Raw genomic sequence first — 21,482 nt, forward strand, 5'->3', positions numbered from 1 at the left:
ATCAGATATCAAATATAGGTTTTTCGAGAGAAAAAAACTTATTTTTAGCTGTGTCACGTTAAATAATATATGTATATTTTTACTACTGAACTGAAAGGCAGATAGATTATGAAAGCGATAACCCATACCCTCACTTTTACACTTGTCCTGGCGCTCCTGGCAAGTTGCAGCACCAGCCAGACGGCCAGTCGGGTGGAGTACGATGATATGTACTTTACGGCGGCAGACCGGCAGATGGCGATAGAAATAGCCAACGAACGGAAAGAAGCACGCCTTAAGGCCATCGCCGAGCAGGAAAAAGCCAGAGCTGAGAGAAGTGCCATTTATAATGGACAGGATCCCGCCTCTGCCCGCCAGACAAATCCCGATGCCGCCGACGATTATTATGCAGAGGATGAATATGATTCAGAAGCTTATTACGAGGATGAATATTATGAGGAAGAGGGATACGAAGATGAGTATTATGAAGAGGATGCTGCTCCCCGCATTTATAACAACTACTACTATAGCGGAAGCAACTTCTATGATCCATGGATGATGTACGATCCATACTGGAGCCGTCCATGGGACAGCCGTTTTTCGATTTCTTTCGGTTTCAACTATGGGTTTGGCAGCTTTTATGATCCTTTCTTTTACGATCCTTTTTATTACAACCCTTATTCATACACCTCTTACTGGAATCGCCCCTGGGGATTTGACAGCTGGGGTTATCATAACTCCTATGCCTATGGGTACAGAAACGGCTTTTACGATGGGTTTTACGGCAGAAGAGGCTACTGGGGCTCTTATTACCCGAATACAGTGGTGGTAGTAGGCGAAGGTCGTAACAGTAATGTTAATTATGGCCCCCGCAACGTTCGCTCTGCCAGCCGTGAGTTAGGAGTAGGCCAGCGTGGTGCGGTAGCCGAAAGGGTAAATATTACCCGCAGTGGGGCTCGCATGGATGCCGACAATCTTCGCACTCGAACCCGGACCCGAAGCGACGAAAACAGAAACTACAGAACTGACAGGGACAACCGCAGAGTTTCGCCAGACGAACGCAGAAGCCGCCAGAATGATGAAAGCTGGAGAAACCATGAACGCAATACACGCAGAAGTGCGCCGGAACGGAATACCCGCACACGGGAGCGTCGCGAAACGCCTACTTACGAAAGAAGCAGGAGCCGCGACAACAATTCCCGCTCCAATGAGCGCCGCCGCGACTATGATTATAACAGAAGAGAGCGTAGCAATGAGCGCAGTACTCCAAGCCGCTCACGCGATAATTCTCCCTCTTATGAGCGGCGCAGCAATGACAATGACAATAATACCCGCTCACGCCGAAGAGATGATAACAGGCAGAGCAGCATAGAACAACCCAGCTATAATAGCAGCAGGGATAACAATTCATACCGCGAGCGGAATACCTATTCCGCTCCGGCCCCTTCTACGGCTACGCCCAGGAGAAGCCGCTCTTATAGCATTCCGGCCCCGGCACAGCGAAGCTACAGTGCCCCAAGCCATCGCAGCTCTTCGTCCAGCGACGATAGCGATACCCGCAGCAATAGCAATAACACAAGAAGTAGAAGCAGGGGAGGTAATTAGAAAAGGCCTCCCCTTTTCCTTCACTTTTTAATCCAACAACTTTTACTTTCTTATGAAAAAAATATTAACACTTATTTTCTTAAGTGCAGTTACCCTTTTGCCCTTGCAGGAGGTTATAGCCCAGTCTTTTCGTTATGCAAATGAAGCCCTGCTGTTTAGCCGCACTGGCCTTACAGGCACTGCCCGCATAAGGGCAATGGGAGGCATAGGTGTTGCCCTCGGCGGAGATATCAGCTCTGCCTACACCAACCCTGCAGGACTTGGATTTTACAATCGCTCAGAATTCTCCCTTTCACCCGGCTTTTTTTCCAGCGCCAATGATGCAACTTATCTTGGCATGGATACTTATAATTACGATACTGATTTCAACATCAGCAATATAGGCCTGGTACTGGCCGGAGGAAAAAATGATAATACTGAAGGCTGGCTGGGCGGAAACTTTTCATTAAGCTATCAGCAGACAAATAATTTCACTGACCAGTTTAGCTATGAGGGCCAGAATGCCAATAACGGGCTTATCGATGTACTGGAAGAAAATTATATTAGCGGCGCTCCGGACCTTTTAACAGACCTTGCCTACAGCACTTACCTTGTGGGAGATTATGAAGCGGTAGATGAAACCGGAGAACCTTATTCATTTTACACTTTTGTCTATGATCCTACAGAGGATGCCAAATACCTGCAGTCTGAAACCGTAAGCCGTTCAGGAACACAAAATGAGTTCAACGTTGCCTATGGAGGCAATATTAGTGACCGGTTTTATATAGGGGCAGGATTAGGGTTTACCAGCTTAGATTACCGTCTGGAAAAGAACTTTACAGAAGAATACCTGCCGGAAGATGATGTTACTTATTTTAATGTATTTGAAGAGCAGATTGTAAGAGGCTCCGGTATTAATGCTTCTCTTGGATTTATTGCCCGTGCCCTCCCGGATGTAACACTTGGCGTCACCTATAAAACCCCAACTATCTATTCTCTAGAGGAAGATCGCTTTACTGAACTGACTGTTAATTACAATGATCTTTTTATCAGCGATTTTACACCTGAACAGGAGGACGAAGAAGTATACCTTAACGGCGAATCTTACGACTTCCGGGAAGGAGCATTTAATTACAGGCTCCGCACCCCGGGCAAGCTTGGCTTAGGAGCCGCCTATTTTGTAGGAAAGTCTGGCCTGATTTCGGCTGATGTTGAATTCGTCGACTACAGCAATAATCGCCTTACCGATGACGATAACTCTTTAAGAGAAGATAACCAGGCGATACAGGATGATTTTACTTCTGTGGTAAACTTTCGATTAGGGGGTGAATATCGCTTCGATATTTTCAGACTACGAGCCGGTTATGCTTTACAGGGCGACCCCTACCAGAACAGGGATGGCATGGACAGGTACTCCAACATTCTGACAGGTGGTGCCGGTTTAAAATTCAGGAATTATTATGTAGACTTTGCCATTGCCCGCGAAACCGGACAGCAATATTATTACCCTTATACACTTGGCAGCGAATCGCCACTGGTGAATATCGGCAAACGCCAGACAACAGCCATACTTACTGCTGGCTTTACTTTCTAAAATTTCTGCTTATGTCGGCCGGCCTGTATTTTCCCGACCAGCTCCTGCACATCTGCCTGAGCATGGTTATGGAAGTGCAGGTTGGCTTTTTTATAAAAGGGCAGGCGGTAGGCAAACTTTTCTTCCAGGAATATGGCCAGCTTTTCAGTCTCAGTATATCCCTGCAGCAGGGGACGCTTTTCCGCCCCTTCGGTCAGTAACCTTTCGGCCAGCTCAGGAAAAGAAACCTTCAGGTAAACGCTTACCGACTGCTTCCGTATCAGCTCCATGTTATCAAAGAAACAGGGCGCTCCACCCCCACTTGCCAGTACAACAGCCTCCGGCCAATCCAGCACCTCCTGCAAACACTCCCGTTCTACCTTTCTGAAATATTCCTCTCCTTTCTCCCCAAAGATTGCCGGCACACTTTGACCTTCCCTTTCCTCAATTCGACTATCCAGGTCCAGAAAGGGCAGGTGCAGTTCGCGAGCCAGTATTTTACCTAGCGTGCTCTTCCCACTTCCGGGCATTCCTACTAAAACAATATGTGCAGGCTTTAAGGTCAAGGCTTTAATCTTGTTTTTGGTTGTGAATTGACGTTACTGTAGTTCGTGCCTTAATAAGGCATGGTGATGAAATACCTCTCTCCCTCTCAGCTTAAATGAACGCGTGGGTCGAGCAAGGCATAAAAGATGTCTACTACAATATTTACCAGTACGAAAATTAAGGCAATAAAAAGAGTTGCACCCATTACCACCGGAAAATCCAGACTTTGCACCGCCTTTAAGGTTACAAAACCCAAACCCTTCCAGTCGAAGATGTACTCCACAAAAAAGGCACCGGCCATAAGAGATGCCAGCCAGCCGGAAACGGCCGTTACTACCGGGTTAAGTGCATTTTTGAGTGCATGCTTTACAATTACCTTGTAATACTGCAGCCCTTTTGCACGGGCGGTACGGATGTAATCCTGCGAAAGCACCTCTAACATGGAGCTACGGGTTAGCTGGGTAATGATAGACAGCGGGCGCAGCCCTAAAGTAAAGGCCGGTAAAATAAGGTTCTCGATATGGAGCGTTCTGCCATAAATCGGGTGGTTTACCCATAACTGGCCTGTAAGATTAAGCCCGGTATAGTCGCTCAGGTAATATCCAAAAACCATGGCAATAATAATAGCCGATACAAAAGAGGGAATGGAAATACCCAAAACGGAAATAATCACCAGAAAATGGTCCCAGAAAGTGTTCTGGCTCAAGGCAGCCAGCATCCCGAAAATTACCCCGAAAAAAGTAGCAAATACCATGGCCGCAAGTGCCAGCCAGAGCGTCGCCTCCAGGTTATCCAGGAGTATCTCCCCAACCTTTTTATTAGTCTGGAAGGAGCGCCGCAGGTATGGACCTTTCAGCACCAGCACCTCATCTTCTCCAAGCGAAAGCAGGGGAATATAGCTGTACTTTTCCTGCTCCTCTGCCGTATCTTCATGAATACTCAGCGGCGACAAATCCTTCAGGTAAAGGTAAAACTGAACCGCCAGGGGCTGATCCAGGCCCAGTTCCTTCTCAATGGCCTGCCGTGTGGCCACATCGGTCCGCTGGCCGGCCATCATGGCTACCGGGTCGCCCGGCAGGGCATGAAATAGAAAAAACACCACCCCCACTACTCCCAGTAAAACCAGGAAGCCATATCCTAAACGCTTCGCAATAAATCTGAGCATACTACTGGAGGAGTTCTTTCACTTCGGCCGCTTCCGGCACATCATTATAATGCCATTTCTTTACCACCACCCCATCTTTCAGCAGTATTAAGCCGGGATTGGAGCGAATCATGGTTTTTAGCAGGGTGGCATCGGCCAGGTAATACGGAAGCGCCAGCTGCTGTTCGTGCCGAAAGGCATCAAAAGAGGCCGCCCCGGAAGAGGTCAGCACCAGGCTCTCTGCACTTCCCTCTAACTGCTGGGTCAGCTGCTTTATATCGGCCATGGGTTCTGTTTCGGCTTTATCAACAGCATGCACAATTACCAGCAGCTTGTTACCCTTTAACAGCTCGGCTGTATAATCACCCTCCTCATTCCAGGCCGAGAAATCATTAATTACCGGCTGTGCCTCCGGGTTCTGAAGCTTTATGGCTTTGTACTCATAACCTTCGGTTGCCTCAGGGTATTTTTCGAACTCATACTCCTTTCCGTCCTTCACCATAATATAAGTATAGCGGTAAGGCTCGCTTGGCTGCATCAGCTCTCCAATATTGTTTCCTTCTTTGTACGTCCGGAAATCGATAAATGGCAGGTGGGCGATTGCATACCAGCCAATAACTGTGCAAAGAATGGCGGTAACTACAACGGCAATAGTAGCTGCCGAAAGCCCCTTTTTCTCCCCTTCAGGTTTTTCCAGCCTGTTCCGGTAAAAGAAGAGCACACCAATCATGATCAGCAGCACAATATCCTTGGTAAAGCTTTGCCATGGAGTTAGTTTTAGCGCATCGCCAAAACAGCCACAGTCAGTTACTTTATTGAAGTAGGCAGAGAAGAAAGTAAGGAAGGTGAAGAAGACAATCATGAGCAGCAGCACAGTGGTGGTCAGCTTCATTTTAAACCGCACCAGCAGCGCCACACCCAGCACAACCTCTAACACACTCAAAAAGACTGAAAGGATAAGAGCATATGGCACCAGCATCAGGAATGCATCGGAGAAGTCCGAGGCGAATACCTGAAAATATTCTTCGAGCTTTATTTGCGTCCCAACCGGATCGTTCACCTTTATCAGGCCGGAAATAATAAATAATATCCCTACCAGATAGCGAAAAAGGTGCAGTACTTTATTCATGATGATTGAAGTTTAGAAGGATAAGGGCAAAAACAGCATAATTGAGCATATCCTGGTAATTCGCCTGCACTCCTTCTGAGATTAGCGTACGACCCTGATTATCCTCTATCTGTTTTACCCGCAGCAGCTTCATTAAAATAATATCGGTAATAGAGCTTACGCGCATGTTACGCCAGGCTTCGGCATAATCGTGGTTTTTATTACTCAGCAGCTCAATGGTTTGCTTTACCCACTTATCGTAAAGGGGTTCCAGCTCCTCATACTCCATTTCCAGTTGCTCGTTTGCCGGCAACTCCTGCTGTATAAGGGCCATAATGCAGTAGTTTATAATGCCAACAAATTCCCCTGGTATATCATCGGCCACTTTTTGGGTGCCCTTTTCCTGAATAGAGCGAATGCGTTGTGCTTTAATATAAATCTGGTCGGTGATGGAGGGCAGCCGAAGAATTCGCCAGGCGGTACCATAATCCTGTGTTTTCTTTTTAAAGATGGCTTTACAAGCCTCTATAACTTCTTTATATTCGCTGATGGTTTTTTCTACCAAGGTATTAAATGGTTAATGATTGGCGACTTATAGCTGGAAAGCAACATTTCTTCACAGCCTCACGTCTTCCTTCTCAAGTCTTTAAATCTGAAATTTTGAAAGCGAAAGATACAGGATTTTCAATAAAAAAAACACTCAATCTGGCCGGAAATCTACTCGACCTGTCGCAGCCCCGGGTAATGGGGATACTCAACATAACCCCTGATTCTTTTTATGAAAACAGCCGGAAACAGAGTGAAAAGAGCATTTTATTACAGACGGAAAAGATGCTGCAGGAAGGCGCAGACATTATTGATATAGGAGCCTACTCCAGCAGGCCTGGTGCAGCTGACATCTCCGCGGAAGAAGAGTGGAGCAGGCTACAGCCTGCTATCCGGTCCATTTTACAATACTTCCCCGAAACTTATCTCTCGGTCGATACCTTTCGTGCCGGTGTGGCTGAAAAAGCAGTAGCAGAAGGAGCCTGCATGGTTAATGATATTAGCGGCGGTGAACTGGACCCTGCCATGTTCAAAACAATAGCCCGACTGCAGGTACCTTATATACTGATGCACATGCGGGGAGCACCTCAAAACATGAAGGAATTGAATGGGTACGATGACCTGCTGCACGAAATTTATGATTATTTTGCCTTAAAGCTCAACAAATTAAGCGCTTTGGGTGTAAATGATATAGTGATTGACCCCGGCTTTGGTTTCGCAAAAAACATCGCCCAGAACTATGAACTTCTGCAAAATATGGGCTATTTTAGTGCGCTTGAGGTTCCGGTCCTGGTGGGTATTAGCCGAAAATCAATGATTTACAAAAAGCTGAACATCAGCCCGGCAGAAGCACTGAACGGCACTACCGTTCTTCATACGATTAGCCTGATGCAGGGCGCCTCTTTGTTACGGGTACACGATGTGAAAGAAGCGGTCGAAGCCGTTAAACTGTTTAAACTAACCTTTTCTGCGCATTGATCTTATTGTTCAATATCGGCTTTCTTGAAGTTGGCTGGGTAGATATTATCGACATCATCCTGGTAAGTGTACTTATGTACCAGGTATACAAGCTCATGCGCGGAAGTGTGGCGGTAAAAATTTTCCTGGGCTTTCTATCGCTCTACCTGTTTTACCTGGTAGTAAAAGCCCTGCAGATGGAGCTGCTTACCAATATTCTGGGGCAGTTTATGGGGGTTGGTTTTTTAGCAGCTATTATTCTCTTTCAGCAGGAAATCAGGAAATTCCTCCTCTTAATTGGCCGCACCACTGCTTTTAACCGCGATAATATTTTTAAAGGCCTCCCCTGGCGTAAAAATGCCCAGACCAGCGACATCAACATTACCCCCATTATTGAGGCTGCCAAATCCCTGGGCGCCACCAATACAGGTGCACTTATTGTATTAAGCAAAAGCTCTGAGCTTAAATTCTATGTAGAATCAGGCGACCTTATTGATGCTGTTATCAGTAAGCGACTGCTCACCTCTATCTTTAACAAGTATAGCCCCCTCCACGATGGAGCGGTTATTATACACAACAAGCGCATTTCGGCCGCCCGCTGTATTCTGCCGGTAACAGAACGCGAAAACCTGCCAGCACAGTTTGGCCTTCGCCACCGAGCCGCCATTGGTATGAGCGAAGTAACTGATACTTTAATTGTTGTGGTATCGGAGGAAACGGGTAAAATATCGGCCGTGCGGAATGGCTTCATTTACCATAACCTCTCGCCACTGGAGCTTCGCAAGAAAATTAATGCTTATCTGTACGAAGAAGATGAAGATGAGGAACAGGTAAAGCCTCCTAAAAAGGCCAAGGAAGAGCCTGCCGCCACTACAGGCAAAACAAAGGCAGCAGATCAGAGCAGTCTGTAAAAAAACATCCTGTATTTTATTTTACGCTTGCCCCGAGCCCTTAAAAAACAAATGCCCCCGAAAATCTTCCGGAGGCATTTTACTTTTTTTATATGGCTCAGCTCTTACTGAAAGGCTAAGATTTACTTCACTACTCCCAGCTCTCTACCCACTTCAGTAAAGGCATTGGTGGCCTTATCCAGATGCTCCCTTTCATGTACTGCCGAAATTTGCACACGAATACGCGCCTGCCCTTTTGGTACTACGGGATAATAGAAGCCAATAACATAAATGCCCCTTTCCAGCATCTTCTCGGCCATCTGCTGCGCTAAGGGCGCATCATAGAGCATAATAGGCACAATAGGGTGCTCGCCCGGTTTAATGTCAAAACCTGCAGCTGTTATTTTTTCGCGGAAGTACTTTGTATTCTCTTCCAGCTTATCGCGCAGTTCGGTGGTGCTGCTGAGCATGTCCAGCACGGCAATGGAGCCACCCACAATGGCCGGGGCAAGTGTATTAGAGAAAAGATACGGACGGGAACGCTGGCGCAGCATATCGATAATTTCTTTGCGGCCACTGGTAAAACCACCCAGGGCACCGCCTAAGGCTTTACCAAGTGTGCCTGTAATAATGTCGACACGCCCCATAACGTTGCAGTACTCATGCACGCCACGACCGGTTTTGCCCATAAAACCAGTCGAGTGCGACTCATCCGACATCACCAGGGCCTTGTATTTTTCAGCCAGATCGCAGATTTTGTGGAGCTGGGCGATGGTCCCATCCATGGAGAAAACCCCGTCAGTGACAATAATCTTCTGCTGCGCACCGGCCTCATCGGCCGCTTTAAGCTGCGCTTCCAGGTCTTCCATGTTGTTGTGCTTGTAGCGAAAGCGTTTTGCCTTGCACAGGCGCACACCATCAATAATAGAGGCATGGTTGAGCTCATCGGAAATGATGGCATCGTCCGGACCAAAAAGGGGTTCAAAAACGCCCCCGTTGGCATCGAATGCGGCAGCATATAAAATAGTGTCTTCCGTCCCGAGGAATTCTGCCAGCTTCCGCTCCAGCTCTTTATGGATGTCCTGCGTACCGCAGATAAAGCGGACAGATGACATACCATAGCCATGTGTGTCGATGGCTTCTTTGGCTGCGGCCACTACCTTTGGGTGGGCCGAGAGGCCAAGGTAGTTATTGGCACAAAAGTTAATCACTTCCTTGCCTGCAGTGGTTTTTATATCGGCACCCTGAGGGGTTACAATTACACGTTCCTGCTTATAAAGGCCCGCTTCTTTTATAGCTTCCAGTTCTTTTTCCAGAACCGGCTTTAAGGTATCGTACATATCTTTCGTTGTTTATTGTTAGTTGCTACTTATTTCTTTTCAGTATTAGGTATCAGGGGTGGATGATAGGTATTAGGTACACAATATTAAGCCCAATGGAAATTGTCATTGGTAGGGGAGCATAGCGTAGCGCGGCAATCTCCCGCACATTAGTACTAACTCATTTTTCTCTTTGATTCTCCCCTCTAAATCGATTGAGGTTACCACCCACCGCTCGGGCCGCCGAGGCCGAAATGACAGCGGCTTAGAGGCTCCTCTTGCCTGATTCCCGGTTCCTCCATCTATTGTCCATAGTCTATCACCTCCAATCTCTCCCCTGCAAATATATAAAAATCGGCATACAAACATCCCCCTCTTTTGCCTTACTGCTTAACCAATAGTTGGGCGTCTGGTTATAAGAATGAGGGAAAATGGAAGAATAAGGGAGCGGTATTTTAATCCATCTGCAGAAATTATTACTTTTGGGCAAAATCTTATTTATGGAAAGAATTTTAGTGATAGGTTCCGGCGGACAGCTGGGTAGTGAACTCACAGAAGCCCTCAAAGAAAAATGGGGAACGGAAAATGTGGTAGCCTCCGACATTAACGATCCCCGTCCTGAACAGGCGAAAGATACCTTTATTAAGCTGGATGTCCTGGATAAAGAAGAAATATATGCAGTTATTCAGGAGTATAAAATTACACAGGTTTATAACCTGGCCGCAGTACTTTCGGCTGTAGGGGAAAAAAAGCCTCACTTTGCATGGAAGCTGAATATGGAAGGGTTATTTAACGTTTTGGAGGCTGCAAAAGATCTGAAACTAAATAAAGTATACTGGCCCAGCTCCATTGCGGTTTTTGGCCCTACCACTCCTAAAAAAGACGTGCCGCAGTATACCATTTGCAATCCTACCACGGTTTATGGCATCTCCAAACTTGCCGGCGAACAGTGGTGCGATTATTACCGGAGCAAGTGGGGTGTAGATGTTCGCAGCCTTCGCTATCCGGGCCTGATTGGCTACAAGGCTCTTCCCGGCGGCGGCACTACCGATTATGCCGTAGATATTTACCACAAGGCGCTCGAAGGCCAGACCTATGAATGCTTCCTGAGTGAAAACACTTACCTCCCCATGATGTATATGCCCGATGCTATTCGGGCCACTCTGCAGTTAATGGATGCCCCCGAAGAACAACTCAGCGTACATACCAGCTATAATTTAGGGGCACTAAGCTTTACACCCGAAGAGATTGCCGCTTCTATCCGGAAATCTATTCCTGATTTCAAGATCAGCTATGCACCCGACTTCCGCCAGCAGATTGCCGATAGCTGGCCGGACAGCATTGACGACAGCCAGGCGCAGCAGGATTGGGGCTGGAAGCCTGCATATGATTTGGATGGCATGACAGGAGATATCCTGAAAAATCTGAAAGCACTGAAGGAAGAAGGCCATTTTGCATAGCACCAAAAGGCAGGTTCAGCAATTTTATAAAGCCTGCTCTTTGGGTCCACTAGTCTTTCTGATGCTGTAATCTACCGAATTTACTCCATAAAAGAAGCCCGACCTGTAAATAACAGGCCGGGCTTCTTTTATTATGCTTCTAATTCTTCTTATTCAGAAATAATCATTGTCATCCGCTGGTATTCATCTGGGCTTTGTGCAGAACCGAAGGTACCTTAACTTCTCACCTACTTCAGATGAAAGGGATTTTAAACCAAACAAAAGGTTCAAAATACACGAAAAGCAACAGGAGGAATTACTTAATAATTACCTGTTCCTGAGCATTTTCGTATGCACTACGAACGGTAAGGATATACAAGCCTGCAGGTAACCCTTTAGTGGAGATACTTCTTTGCCCATCGCTTATTTCCTGGGTACGCACTGTACGGCCTGCCTGATCTTTCAGCGTAACTATGGCGCCCTCCGATGCTCCGCCGTAAGCCACCTGAAAGCTTCCGGTACTAGAAGGATTCGGGAATACCTTAAGCTGGGCGGTACCAGCAAACTGTACTACTGCTATTTGCTTATACTCAAAACGACCATCAATATCCACTGCTTTCAGGCGGTAATAAGAAGTGCCTGAAACCGGCTGCAGGTCTGTATAAGAAAACTCAGTCAGGTAATCAGTATTCTCTTCCGCATCGATGGTGGCAATATAGTTGAAGTGCTGTCCATCTCTGGACCGCTCCAGTTCATAATGGCTAAAGTCCCATGCTTTGGAAGCCGCCCACTTGATTTCAACTGACTGCGGTTGGGCTGTGGCCGTAAAGTAGAGGAGATTTACCGGGAGAATAGCTGGCGCAACCTGGTTTACAAAGTCCGCAAAAGTAACATCCGTCCTAAGAGCATCTCCATCACCAATAGTTCCCGTAGTAGATGGGGTATCAGTATCACCAATTACATACAAGTCTCCATTGCTTGTATCAACCGACCCCGTATTACCAGTTCCAGTTATTAAATCTCCGCCGATTGCAACCTTACCATTATTACCTACGGCTAAATTATTTAAATCTGTGGTAAGGTTACCTGAAACAACAAGTATTCCCCCTTCACCAATATTAATACTACTATTATTTCCTAAAAAGGTAAGATCCCCTATTACAACAAGAGTACAAGCAGGATTTATTGTAAGAGAGGCACCTTGCTGAAAGCTAAGCGACAAACTCGATGCTACATAGCCATAAATAGTACCACTGGCACCAATATCTGTATTGCCAGGAGCAATGTTTTCCTGCCAAGAACCAGGATCAGCATTACTAGTCTTTACAAAAGCCTGCCAACTATCAACATCTTGCCAAGATTTTTCTCCACCAACTGTTCGATATTCTGTTATAGCTGGAAACCCCTGACCTACTGCATCAAAGGACAATAAGGTCAAAAGCATTAAAATAGGTAAGTAAATATTTTTCATATGGAGGGAGTAGTAATTTTTCCTATTCGACAGCAAGTATATGCAAAGTTACAAAACCTTTTATATCAAAAACAAATCCGGGAATTTTAAAATATTACTTTAAGCAATTCCAGATTATTCGAAGATTTTCCCGTTTCCCCTATAGTTTCTGCCTAAATCCGTAGACTTCCTTTACATACCTTACTTATCTATATACGAATTTTACCTAGAAGGTAACCCTCTGCCTACAAAAAGCACGCAGCACACTAACCCTCTGTCTATAAGTAGCTGATGTTATGGTGTTTTTCTTTTTAAGAAAGATTTCCTTCTCTCCAGTGCTATTCCTGCTTTTCATTTTTCGGGCGGCGGATTTTTTGAGATTGAGCCCCGGCTTGTTATATTTGAGCTGAACTTAAAAAATGGATCAATGAGCGAATTTAATAACCTGGAATTGAGCCTGGATGGTGGTATTCTCACCATCACCATTAACCGGCCCGAGAAGATGAATGCCCTGAACGTGGCAACAGTGAAGGAAATTCGTACTGCCATCCAGCGAGTGTACGACGATACAGAAATCCAGGGAGTCATATTAACCGGTGCGGGCGAAAAAGCCTTTGTAGCCGGCGCCGATATAAAAGAAATTGCCGAACTCAATGAGGTAAATGCCCGAAAGTTTGCCGAAAGCGGACAGGAAGTGTTTGCCCTCATCGAAAACTGCCATAAACCCATCATTGCCGCAGTCAACGGCTTTGCCCTTGGCGGCGGCTGCGAACTGGCCATGGCCTGCCACCTGCGGGTAGCGACTAAAAACGCCAAATTCGGTCAGCCGGAAGTAAATCTGGGTGTTATTCCGGGCTACGGGGGCACACAGCGCCTTACCCAGCTTATTGGCAAGAGCAAAGCCCTGGAGCTGATGATGACCGGCGACATGATTACTGCCGATGAGGCCGAAGACCTGGGACTGGTAAACTACGTGGTGCATAATAAAGAAGAACTGAAGCAAAAGTCGGGAGAGCTGATTAATAAGATTACCTCCAAAGCACCCCTGGCCATTGGCATGGTAATCGATTGTGTAAACGCTGTTTTCAGACCCGAAGAGAATGGCTACCAGACGGAGGCTAATAACTTCGCCAGTTGCTGCAAATCAGATGATTTCCGTGAAGGCACCTCGGCTTTTATCGAAAAAAGAAAACCTGAGTTTAAGGGAGCCTGATATAGTTGTTGGGGATTAGTTGTTGGTTGTTCGCTGATGGTTAGGCAATATTCTTAAATAGTCGCTGTTATTGCGACGGAGGCGGTTGGAGTCTGAAGCAGTCTCCAGCCGATTTGCTTTTGCTCCTGATCATAAAAAGCCACAAATATCAGATAGAACCAGCCGAACAGTTTCCCTTTACAACTCTCCCCGGCTGACTATTGGCAGATTGCGGCAGCGGACGACTGCACGCTCCGCAGAGCAATTCCATTGGAGATACTTGCAAAGCAGACTGAGTACCCCGGCTGCAATAACCGTGGTTTATTGACTTAAAATGAAACCAAAACCAGACAGACTGCTGCTCAATCGCAGGGTCCAATATTTCAATCTCGCTACCCAATACTCAGGACTCAAGACTAATCAATGAGTAATCTTAAAAAGCTGGCCTCCGATACTGCCATTTATGGCGTGAGCAGCATCGGGGGCCGTTTACTGAACTACCTGCTCGTTCCTTTCTATACTGAAGTATTTGAAACCGAGGAATATGGTATTGTAACCCTGCTCTATGCTTTCGTCGCTTTTCTGAACGTCCTTTACCTCTACGGGCTCGAAACTGCTTATTTCCGCTTTGCCAATCGCTATCGCGAGGACGAGCCCCGTATTTTTCGCACCGCCTTTACCTCTGTTTTCTGCAGCAGCCTGCTCCTTTCCGGAACACTCTGCCTTTTTGCAGGCCCTATTACCGATGCCCTGGATGTTCCCGGCAAGGAACATTACGTTTACTGGTTTGCCGCTATTCTGAGCATCGATGCCATTATGGCTATTCCTTTTGCTCGCCTGCGTCTGCAGGGAAGGGCGGTTAAATTTGCCGCCGCCAAGCTGGGAAATATCGTGCTAAATATCGGCCTCAATGTTTTCTTTCTGGTCTTCTGCTACGACATCCTCGAAGGCGAATATCTGCAGTCCTTACAACCCTATGTTGCCAGCTTTTTCCGGCCGGAATGGGGGGTGGATTATGTATTCCTGTCCAACCTCATTGCCAATGCCCTCTGGATATTCATTCTTTTCCCGGAGCTGATGCAGGCGCGCTTTCAGCTCGATAAGGATTACTGGCAACAGATGCTGGTATATGCTTATCCGCTGCTGTTTATGGGTTTGGCCGGTGCTACCAACGAAATGATGTCGCGCAGCTTACTAAAGTATATACTGCCGGAGAACTTCTATCCCGACCTCAGCAATGCAGCCGTACTGGGTATATTCGGTGCCTGCTATAAGTTATCCATTTTCATGAACCTGGCCATACAGGCCTTTCGCTTCGCCTCGGAACCTTTCTTTTTCTCCAGGGCCAGCGACCGCAGCAGCCCGAAACTTTTCGCCCAGGTGATGCAGTATTTCGTGATTGCCTGCTGTCTGATTTTGTTTGGCGTTTCCGTTAACCTCCACTGGCTGGGACCGCTGGTGCTGGGCGATGCCGAATACCTGCGGGGGCTGGAAATTGTGCCGGTTCTGCTCCTGGGTTATCTCTTTTTCGGGATATACATGAACCTGGCCATCTGGTTTAAGCTGGCCGATAAAAACAGCTACGGCAGCTGGTTTACCATCAGCGGGGCAGTTTTAACCATCATTCTCAACTATACGCTTATTCCCTGGCTGGGCATGATGGGCGCAGCCTTGGCCACCCTGGCTGTTTACTTTTACATGGCCGTCATCTGCTACTACTATGGTCAGCGGCACTACCCAATCCCTTATCGCCTGGGCCACTCCATGGGGTATATTCTGGCCACTTCAGCTTTGGTATTTGGCTTTTTAGTCCTTGAAATAGAGCGTTTCTGGCTGAAGACAGCTCTTTCAATGGGCCTTACACTCCTTTATCTTATCTTCGTGTTTTTCTATGAAAAAAGGCACTTCCCTGTAAAAACCACATAATTTTTTTAAGTTTGATAAAAAAACTGATGCAAGTACGGATTACCAACCAATCGAAACACGCACTTCCTGCTTACCAGACAATCGCCTCGGCTGGCATGGATCTTCGCGCCAACCTGGAGGAGCCTGTAACTTTAAAGCCACTGGAACGGACCCTCATTCCTACCGGGCTTTTTATGGAATTGCCTGCAGGTTACGAAGCACAAATCCGGCCCCGGAGCGGCCTGGCTTTTAAGCATGGCATTACGGTACTAAACAGCCCCGGCACCATCGATGCGGATTATCGCGGAGAGATTAAAATATTGCTGGTTAACATTTCGGCGGAAGCCTTTGTTATAAACGACGGTGAGCGCATTGCCCAAATGGTAATTGCCCGCCACGAGCAGGCCGAGTGGCTGGAAGTAGATGCCCTCAGTGAAACGGAAAGAGGCGCCGGTGGTTTTGGCCATTCAGGAACGAAGTAGTGGGTAGTGGAGACTGGAGACGTGAGACAATAGATATAAGAATCAGGATAGGAGGAGCTCATAAACAACTGTCATAAGTAACGGAGCCATAGCGGAGTGAAGCAATCTCTAACGACTTGAAAGGGAGTAGAAAAGAGAAAATCTTGAGAAGGCACCCATAGGCAGGAGAATACTTCGTCACCACGTTCCTTGCATTACAGTTTACATGGGAGATGGCTTGACACCTGACACTTTGCACTACGAACAACCAGCAACAAACAACAATTAATAAAACATTTTTTAAACCGTAAGATATGAACATTGTAATTCCAATGGCCGGTATGGGCAAACGCATGCGGCCACATTCTTTAACAGTACCTAAGCCCCTCATTCCTATTGCAGGAAAGCCTATCGTACAGCGCCTCGCCGAAGATATTGCCGGAGTCTGCGAGGAAAAAGTTGAAAATATCGGGTTCATCATCAGTCGAAGCTTCGGAAAGGATGTAGAAAATCACCTTAAAAAAGTAGCCGAATCATTAGGCGCCAAAGGTCACATTTTTTATCAGGATGAAGCCCTCGGCACCGCCCATGCTATTCTGTGTGCCAAGGAACTACTGGACGGGCACGTAATTGTTGCTTTTGCCGACACCCTCTTTAAGGCTGATTTCACCCTCGATGCCAAACAGGACGGCATTATCTGGGTACAGAAAGTAGAAGACCCCCGCCCTTTTGGAGTCGTGAAAGTAAATGAACAGGGCGCCATTACCGACTTTATAGAAAAACCCCAGGAATTTGTTTCCGACCTGGCTATCATTGGCATTTATTACTTTAAGGATGGAACCAACCTCCGAAGCGAGCTGCAGTACCTGCTCGACAATGATATCCGTGATAAGGGGGAGTACCAGATTACCAATGCCCTTGAAAATATGAAGAACAAGGGACAGAAACTGGTACCGGGCAAAGTAGAAGAGTGGCTGGACTGCGGCAACAAGGAAGTTACAGTCAATACCAACCAGCGCTATCTTGAGTTTATCAAAAACAAAGACCTGGTAGCTAAAAGTGCCAGAATTGAAAACTCGGTGATTATTCCTCCCTGCTATATTGGCGAAAATGCCGAAATCCACAATAGTGTGATAGGTCCGCACGTTTCTTTGGGAGATAACAGCAAAGTAAGTGACTCCAGGATAGAGAATACTATTATCCAGACGAATAGTCAGCTGAAGGATGCCCACCTGAAGAACTCAATGGTGGGCAATGATGTTGTGTACGAAGGAAAGGCGCGCGATTTCAGTATCGGCGATTTTACCACCATCAAAGACTAAATTATTTATACAAGAATATATGCACGGTAAACGCCACTTTACTTACCTGCTTCTGATAACAACATACCTACTCTTTGGAGTAGGTATGTCTTTTTCGTACGGGCAGAAGAAGAAAAACAAAAAGCAGGAAAGCAGTGGGCAAACCCTTAGCACCGCGGAGCGGGCCCGCGCCGAGAGCCTGTTTACTGACGGCATTAAAAGTGCTATTTTAGAAGATTATCCCAAGGCCATCAGCTATCTGCAACATTCCCTGGAGATTGACCCTTCCAATTCGGCTGCTTACTTTAAGCTGGCAGAGCTGCTTTTTGATACCGGCAACCTTCCCGAAGCCGAAAAAAGTATCAGCCGCGCCATTCAGCTCAGCGACAGTAACCAGTACTACTACCAGCTCGCTGCCGATATACAGGCACAGCAGGGGAAGTATGAAAAAGCCGCCCTCTACTATGAGGACATGCTCAAAAAAACCAATGCCAGTCCGCAGCACATCCTGGAACTGGCCGTTCTCTACCTTCACCTCAACAATTACGATAAAGCGCTTCAGACTTTCGAGCGGGCAGAAAAATTTTTAGGCGTTAATGAGCAAATTATTCTGCAAAAACAAAAAATTCACCTCCAGCAAAACCAGTTGGCAGATGCCCTTCGCGAAGGGGAAAGGCTAATTAATAATTTTCCCGGAGAACCTGCTTATGTGATATATCAGGCAGAGCTCCTGCTGAATAACCAGCGGCAACAGGAAGCCATCCGCTTCCTGGAGGATTACCTAAGTAAACAGCCAGGACAGCCCCAGGCCTCCTACCTCTTAGGCAAGGCTTATCTACAACAGAACGACTTTGCCGCAGCCGAAAAATACCTTCAGGCGGCTTTCCAGAGCCCCGACCTTAAGCTGGAGCTAAAAGTACAGGAAATAGCCCAGCTACTCCAACAGGTAAATGAGCCTGAGATTACCGCCCTGCTGGAGCCACTTACCACCGCCCTCCTCGAGGCCCATCCGCACCAAAGCCAGGCCTATGTGGTGAGAGGAGATTACCTCTTTGCCCTGCAGCAAAAACAAGCTGCCCGCGCAGCTTACCTTCAGGCCCTTGCGCTGGATCAGAACAATTTTCAGGCGTGGCAAAATGCACTCTCTTTAGGCTTGGAGCTGGGGCGCTTCGACAGCGTAGCCCGCGAGGCGGAGGAAGCACTGGTCATGTTCCCGAACCAGCCGGCGTTCTATTATTTTAGCGGGGCAGCCAACCTGAGCAAAAAAGAATTCCAGAAAGCCATTTTTGCACTGGAGCAGGGCAAAGAAATGGCTTATAATAACCCTGAGCTGCAAAGTGTTTTTTACAGCCACCTCGGCGATGCCTACAATGGTGCGAAGGATTTTAAAAAGTCTGATGAGGCTTACCAGGCTGCCCTTGAAATCGATCCGAATAATGATTATATCCTGAATAATTACAGCTATTATCTTTCGCTGCGAAAGGAAAAGCTCGGACTGGCCCGAAAATTATCCGAACAGCTCATTCAGCAGAATCCCGATAACCCCAACTACCTCGACACCCACGCCTGGGTTCTTTACCAGCTAAAGCAGTACAAGGAAGCGCGAAAACACCTGGAAAAGGCCATACAAAAAGGAGGCGACCAGAACAGCACGATTCTTGAGCATTATGGAGATGTATTATACCAGCTAAATGAAAAAGCACAGGCCCTGGAGCAGTGGAAAAAAGCACGGGCCCTGCCTGGTGCATCGGAAAAGCTGGATAAAAAAATAAAAGACCAAAGCTTATATGAGTAATTATTTTAAACTAACACTCTGCCTGCTTCTTCTGCTGGGAGCCTGTAAGAGAGAAAGTATACCTACCGTCAGCGATAAAGACATCAAAAACCTGGCGATCAAAGAAGTTGATTTTGACTACCTGACCACCAGAAGTAAAATTAATTACGACGATGGCGATCGCCGCATTGGCGCCACCGCCACTATCCGAATCAAGGACGACAGCCTTATCTGGCTTTCGGTTAGCCCCGGCTTTGGAATAGAAGCGGCCCGTGCATTGGTTACCCGCGATTCTGTATTCCTGATGAACAAACTGGAAAAAAGTTACCACGCCTACAGCTTTAATGAACTAAGCCGTAAACTTAATGTGCCTGTCGATTATGATGTGCTTCAGGCTGCCCTCCTGGGTGAAATGCTGCAGCCCATTGGCCGCCGGGATAAGATAGAACGTAAGGAAAGCCAGGTGCTAATAAAGCAGGAAGCCCCTCGAATCGACATCCTTAACTATATCAGCAAAGAAAACCTTAAGCTGACCAGGGTAATACTACAGGACCAGGGCACCAGCAATACCCTTACCATGGACTACAACGACTTTAAGCCACTGGACATCAATGTAATACCCTATTCCAGCACTATTACCGCCAGTTATATGGAAGGAGGAGAATTAAAAACCACTACTGTTGGATTTGAGCATAATAAAGCCGAGTTTAGCGCAAATGCTTTGAGTTTTCCTTTCGATATTCCTGAAAGATATGACCGCAAAAATTAGAGGGGCCGGTAGTGTCGTTTTTGTCCTGTTTTTCCTGTTTGTACTACCTGCTGCCGCCCAGACGAAGGCAGAACTGGAAAAGAGAAAACAGGAAAACCAAAAAAAAATAGAGGAAGCAGAAAAAATCCTTGAACAAACCAGAGACAAAAAGGAAGCCACACTCGGACAACTGTCGGCACTCAACAATAAAATTGAAGCCAGCCAGGAACTCATCCTGCTCCTTAATAAGGAGGTAGGTATGCTCGACGGAGAAATAAACCAGCTGGGTGGCATCGTAAAAGCTCTTCAGAAAGACCTTGAGCAGCTCAAGGACGAATATGCCCAAATGGTTTACACAGCTTATAAGGCTAACAAAGGCTTTAGTAAACTCACCTTTATCTTTTCGGCCAGCACCTTTAATGAACTCTTTATGCGCCTCAACTGGATGGAGCAATATGGAGAAGCCAGGCGCATGCAGGTAGAGCAAATTACCAAGGTACGGGAATCTTTACAGCAGCAGCAAAAAAATGTACAAAGCAAACGGCAGAAACAGGAAGAGGTACTGGCCGAGCAGCTTAACCAGAGTCAGCAGCTACTGGCACTTAAGCAGGAACAAAGCCAGGTGGTAAGCCAGCTTAACGCCAGGGAAAATAAAATTAAGAGCGATATAGCTGAAAGAAAGTCCAACCTTAAGCGCCTCGATGACCTTATTGCCAAGCTGGTTAGGGAAGAGATTGAGAGAGCCCGGGCAGAAGCAGCCGCTGCAGAGGCTGCCAGGAAAAAGGCCACTAAAAGCAGTGGGGCAGCCGATGTACCCCTTACACCCGAGGTGGCTTCCCTCAGCACATCTTTTGAGGGCGCCCGCTCAAAGCTCCTCTGGCCGGTAGCTTCCGGCTTTATTTCCACGCAGTTTGGCACTAACCAGGTGTACAAGCAGGTGAAGCTGGAAAGTAGCGGCGTAGAAATTCAAACCAAAGAAAATGAAAATGTACGGGCTGTTTTCGACGGGCAGGTACGACGCGTGTTCTTTATGCCCGGCATGAACAACGTTGTCATGATTCAGCATGGACAGTATTTTACTGTATATGCCCGCCTAAAGGAGGTGAATGTCGAGCCCATGCAAAAAATTAAAGCCAAAGATGTACTGGGCAAAGTCTACACCAATAATGACGGTACCTCGGAGGTACATTTCGAGATCTGGAAAAATAACCAGAAGCTGGATCCGGAAGAATGGCTGTTTAAAAACTAAGGATTATTGGGGAAATAGGAACAGTGTAAGTTTTCTACCCTATCTGACAAAAAAGCCCTTACACCAGAAAGGAAAATCAATCACATACCCTTGCTTTTCAGCTAATTATATAATTCAACATCCCTTTTATACATGAACAGCCACTCTTCCGGTAGCGGCAGCTCTATTACCGGGCAGACAGGCCGTTCATAAAAGAAAGTGAAAAGCGAAAAAGCTGGTCTAAAACTTTGAACTTTTGAAAGAAGGTTTACCTTCTGAACTAAATACCCGGGCCTTTGGGTTTGAGCAATACCAATAAATATGTAATTTTACAACGA

The 21,482-nt window shown here is 46.7% G+C and carries 18 protein-coding genes; 12 read left to right on the forward strand and 6 right to left on the reverse strand.

Annotated features, from left to right (window positions below):
* Nucleotides 1–108: 108 nt before the first annotated feature.
* Nucleotides 109–1,584: a hypothetical protein gene (locus F752_RS0112185; RefSeq protein WP_017732026.1), complete on the forward strand. Its 1,476-nt coding sequence runs from the start codon at nt 109–111 to the stop codon at nt 1,582–1,584.
* A gap of 52 nt (nt 1,585–1,636) precedes the next feature.
* Nucleotides 1,637–3,157, forward strand: a complete 1,521-nt coding sequence (locus F752_RS0112190; protein ID WP_017732027.1) for an OmpP1/FadL family transporter — start codon at nt 1,637–1,639, stop codon at nt 3,155–3,157.
* Here F752_RS0112190 and F752_RS24010 read toward each other — a convergent pair.
* From F752_RS24010 to F752_RS0112210, 4 genes are all read right to left on the reverse strand, one after another.
* Nucleotides 3,154–3,702 carry a shikimate kinase gene (locus F752_RS24010; RefSeq protein WP_017732028.1) on the reverse strand — a complete coding sequence of 183 codons (549 nt, stop codon included), beginning with the start codon at nt 3,700–3,702 and terminating at the stop codon, nt 3,154–3,156. The genes F752_RS0112190 and F752_RS24010 overlap by 4 nt on opposite strands.
* 86 nt (nt 3,703–3,788) lie before the next feature.
* Complete coding sequence (locus F752_RS0112200; protein WP_017732029.1) at nt 3,789–4,847, reverse strand: ABC transporter permease; 1,059 nt, start codon at nt 4,845–4,847, stop codon at nt 3,789–3,791.
* A 1-nt stretch (nt 4,848) separates the two neighbouring features.
* Nucleotides 4,849–5,955: a BT_3928 family protein gene (locus F752_RS0112205; RefSeq protein WP_017732030.1), complete on the reverse strand. Its 1,107-nt coding sequence runs from the start codon at nt 5,953–5,955 to the stop codon at nt 4,849–4,851.
* On the reverse strand, nt 5,948–6,499 hold the full coding sequence (locus F752_RS0112210) for a DUF1599 domain-containing protein (protein WP_017732031.1): 552 nt from the start codon (nt 6,497–6,499) through the stop codon (nt 5,948–5,950). The genes F752_RS0112205 and F752_RS0112210 overlap by 8 nt, the downstream gene beginning before the upstream one ends.
* Before the next feature lie 95 nt (nt 6,500–6,594).
* Between F752_RS0112210 and folP the strand changes: the two genes are divergently transcribed.
* A complete protein-coding gene (folP, locus tag F752_RS0112215) occupies nt 6,595–7,458 on the forward strand; it encodes a dihydropteroate synthase (protein ID WP_017732032.1) in 864 nt (287 codons plus the stop codon).
* A complete protein-coding gene (cdaA, locus tag F752_RS0112220) occupies nt 7,455–8,348 on the forward strand; it encodes a diadenylate cyclase CdaA (RefSeq protein WP_017732033.1) in 894 nt (297 codons plus the stop codon). Before folP ends, cdaA begins: the two co-directional genes overlap by 4 nt.
* A gap of 122 nt (nt 8,349–8,470) precedes the next feature.
* Here cdaA and kbl read toward each other — a convergent pair whose 3' ends face one another.
* Nucleotides 8,471–9,667, reverse strand: coding sequence for a glycine C-acetyltransferase (gene kbl, locus F752_RS0112225; protein ID WP_017732034.1), 1,197 nt, complete (start codon nt 9,665–9,667; stop codon nt 8,471–8,473).
* Between the two features lie 479 nt (nt 9,668–10,146).
* Here kbl and F752_RS0112230 point away from each other — a divergent pair, with 479 nt between their 5' ends.
* Entirely contained in the window at nt 10,147–11,106 is a 960-nt protein-coding gene (locus F752_RS0112230; protein ID WP_017732035.1) for an NAD-dependent epimerase/dehydratase family protein, read from the forward strand.
* Between the two features lie 295 nt (nt 11,107–11,401).
* Here the strand turns inward: F752_RS0112230 and F752_RS0112235 are convergent, their stop codons facing one another.
* The gene (locus F752_RS0112235; protein ID WP_017732036.1) at nt 11,402–12,556 is read right to left on the reverse strand and encodes a T9SS type A sorting domain-containing protein; all 1,155 of its coding nucleotides are present in this window, start codon (nt 12,554–12,556) and stop codon (nt 11,402–11,404) included.
* Nucleotides 12,557–12,962: 406 nt separating this feature from the next.
* On the opposite strand from F752_RS0112235, the gene F752_RS0112240 reads away from it, so the two are divergent.
* The 7 genes from F752_RS0112240 to F752_RS0112270 all read left to right on the forward strand — a co-directional run bounded on the left by F752_RS0112240 (nt 12,963) and on the right by F752_RS0112270 (nt 21,165).
* Nucleotides 12,963–13,748 carry an enoyl-CoA hydratase/isomerase family protein gene (locus tag F752_RS0112240; protein WP_017732037.1) on the forward strand — a complete coding sequence of 262 codons (786 nt, stop codon included), beginning with the start codon at nt 12,963–12,965 and terminating at the stop codon, nt 13,746–13,748.
* Between the two features lie 402 nt (nt 13,749–14,150).
* Entirely contained in the window at nt 14,151–15,653 is a 1,503-nt protein-coding gene (locus F752_RS0112245; protein WP_017732038.1) for a lipopolysaccharide biosynthesis protein, read from the forward strand.
* A gap of 26 nt (nt 15,654–15,679) precedes the next feature.
* A complete protein-coding gene (gene dut, locus F752_RS0112250; protein ID WP_040664563.1) occupies nt 15,680–16,114 on the forward strand; it encodes a dUTP diphosphatase in 435 nt (144 codons plus the stop codon).
* A gap of 293 nt (nt 16,115–16,407) precedes the next feature.
* Nucleotides 16,408–17,415 carry a sugar nucleotidyltransferase gene (locus tag F752_RS0112255; RefSeq protein WP_017732040.1) on the forward strand — a complete coding sequence of 336 codons (1,008 nt, stop codon included), beginning with the start codon at nt 16,408–16,410 and terminating at the stop codon, nt 17,413–17,415.
* A gap of 85 nt (nt 17,416–17,500) precedes the next feature.
* Nucleotides 17,501–19,189, forward strand: coding sequence for a tetratricopeptide repeat protein (locus F752_RS24015; protein ID WP_160164111.1), 1,689 nt, complete (start codon nt 17,501–17,503; stop codon nt 19,187–19,189).
* A complete protein-coding gene (locus F752_RS0112265) occupies nt 19,182–19,937 on the forward strand; it encodes a DUF4292 domain-containing protein (RefSeq protein ID WP_017732042.1) in 756 nt (251 codons plus the stop codon). The genes F752_RS24015 and F752_RS0112265 overlap by 8 nt, the downstream gene beginning before the upstream one ends.
* Nucleotides 19,921–21,165: a murein hydrolase activator EnvC family protein gene (locus tag F752_RS0112270; RefSeq protein WP_017732043.1), complete on the forward strand. Its 1,245-nt coding sequence runs from the start codon at nt 19,921–19,923 to the stop codon at nt 21,163–21,165. Before F752_RS0112265 ends, F752_RS0112270 begins: the two co-directional genes overlap by 17 nt.
* Nucleotides 21,166–21,482: the final 317 nt, after the last annotated feature.

It is taken from the genome of Nafulsella turpanensis ZLM-10 (genome assembly GCF_000346615.1).
GTDB lineage: Bacteria > Bacteroidota > Bacteroidia > Cytophagales > Cyclobacteriaceae > Nafulsella > Nafulsella turpanensis.

Coding starts and splice junctions, on each gene's coding strand:
- F752_RS0112185 (WP_017732026.1), top strand. CDS start 109: ATGAAAGCGATAACCCATACCCTCACTTTTACACTTGTCCTGGCGCTC.
- F752_RS0112190 (WP_017732027.1), top strand. CDS start 1,637: ATGAAAAAAATATTAACACTTATTTTCTTAAGTGCAGTTACCCTTTTG.
- F752_RS0112200 (WP_017732029.1), bottom strand. CDS start 4,847: ATGCTCAGATTTATTGCGAAGCGTTTAGGATATGGCTTCCTGGTTTTA.
- F752_RS0112205 (WP_017732030.1), bottom strand. CDS start 5,955: ATGAATAAAGTACTGCACCTTTTTCGCTATCTGGTAGGGATATTATTT.
- kbl (WP_017732034.1), bottom strand. CDS start 9,667: ATGTACGATACCTTAAAGCCGGTTCTGGAAAAAGAACTGGAAGCTATA.
- F752_RS0112230 (WP_017732035.1), top strand. CDS start 10,147: ATGGAAAGAATTTTAGTGATAGGTTCCGGCGGACAGCTGGGTAGTGAA.
- F752_RS0112235 (WP_017732036.1), bottom strand. CDS start 12,556: ATGAAAAATATTTACTTACCTATTTTAATGCTTTTGACCTTATTGTCC.
- F752_RS0112240 (WP_017732037.1), top strand. CDS start 12,963: ATGAGCGAATTTAATAACCTGGAATTGAGCCTGGATGGTGGTATTCTC.
- F752_RS0112245 (WP_017732038.1), top strand. CDS start 14,151: ATGAGTAATCTTAAAAAGCTGGCCTCCGATACTGCCATTTATGGCGTG.
- dut (WP_040664563.1), top strand. CDS start 15,680: ATGCAAGTACGGATTACCAACCAATCGAAACACGCACTTCCTGCTTAC.
- F752_RS0112255 (WP_017732040.1), top strand. CDS start 16,408: ATGAACATTGTAATTCCAATGGCCGGTATGGGCAAACGCATGCGGCCA.
- F752_RS24015 (WP_160164111.1), top strand. CDS start 17,501: ATGTCTTTTTCGTACGGGCAGAAGAAGAAAAACAAAAAGCAGGAAAGC.
- F752_RS0112265 (WP_017732042.1), top strand. CDS start 19,182: ATGAGTAATTATTTTAAACTAACACTCTGCCTGCTTCTTCTGCTGGGA.
- F752_RS0112270 (WP_017732043.1), top strand. CDS start 19,921: ATGACCGCAAAAATTAGAGGGGCCGGTAGTGTCGTTTTTGTCCTGTTT.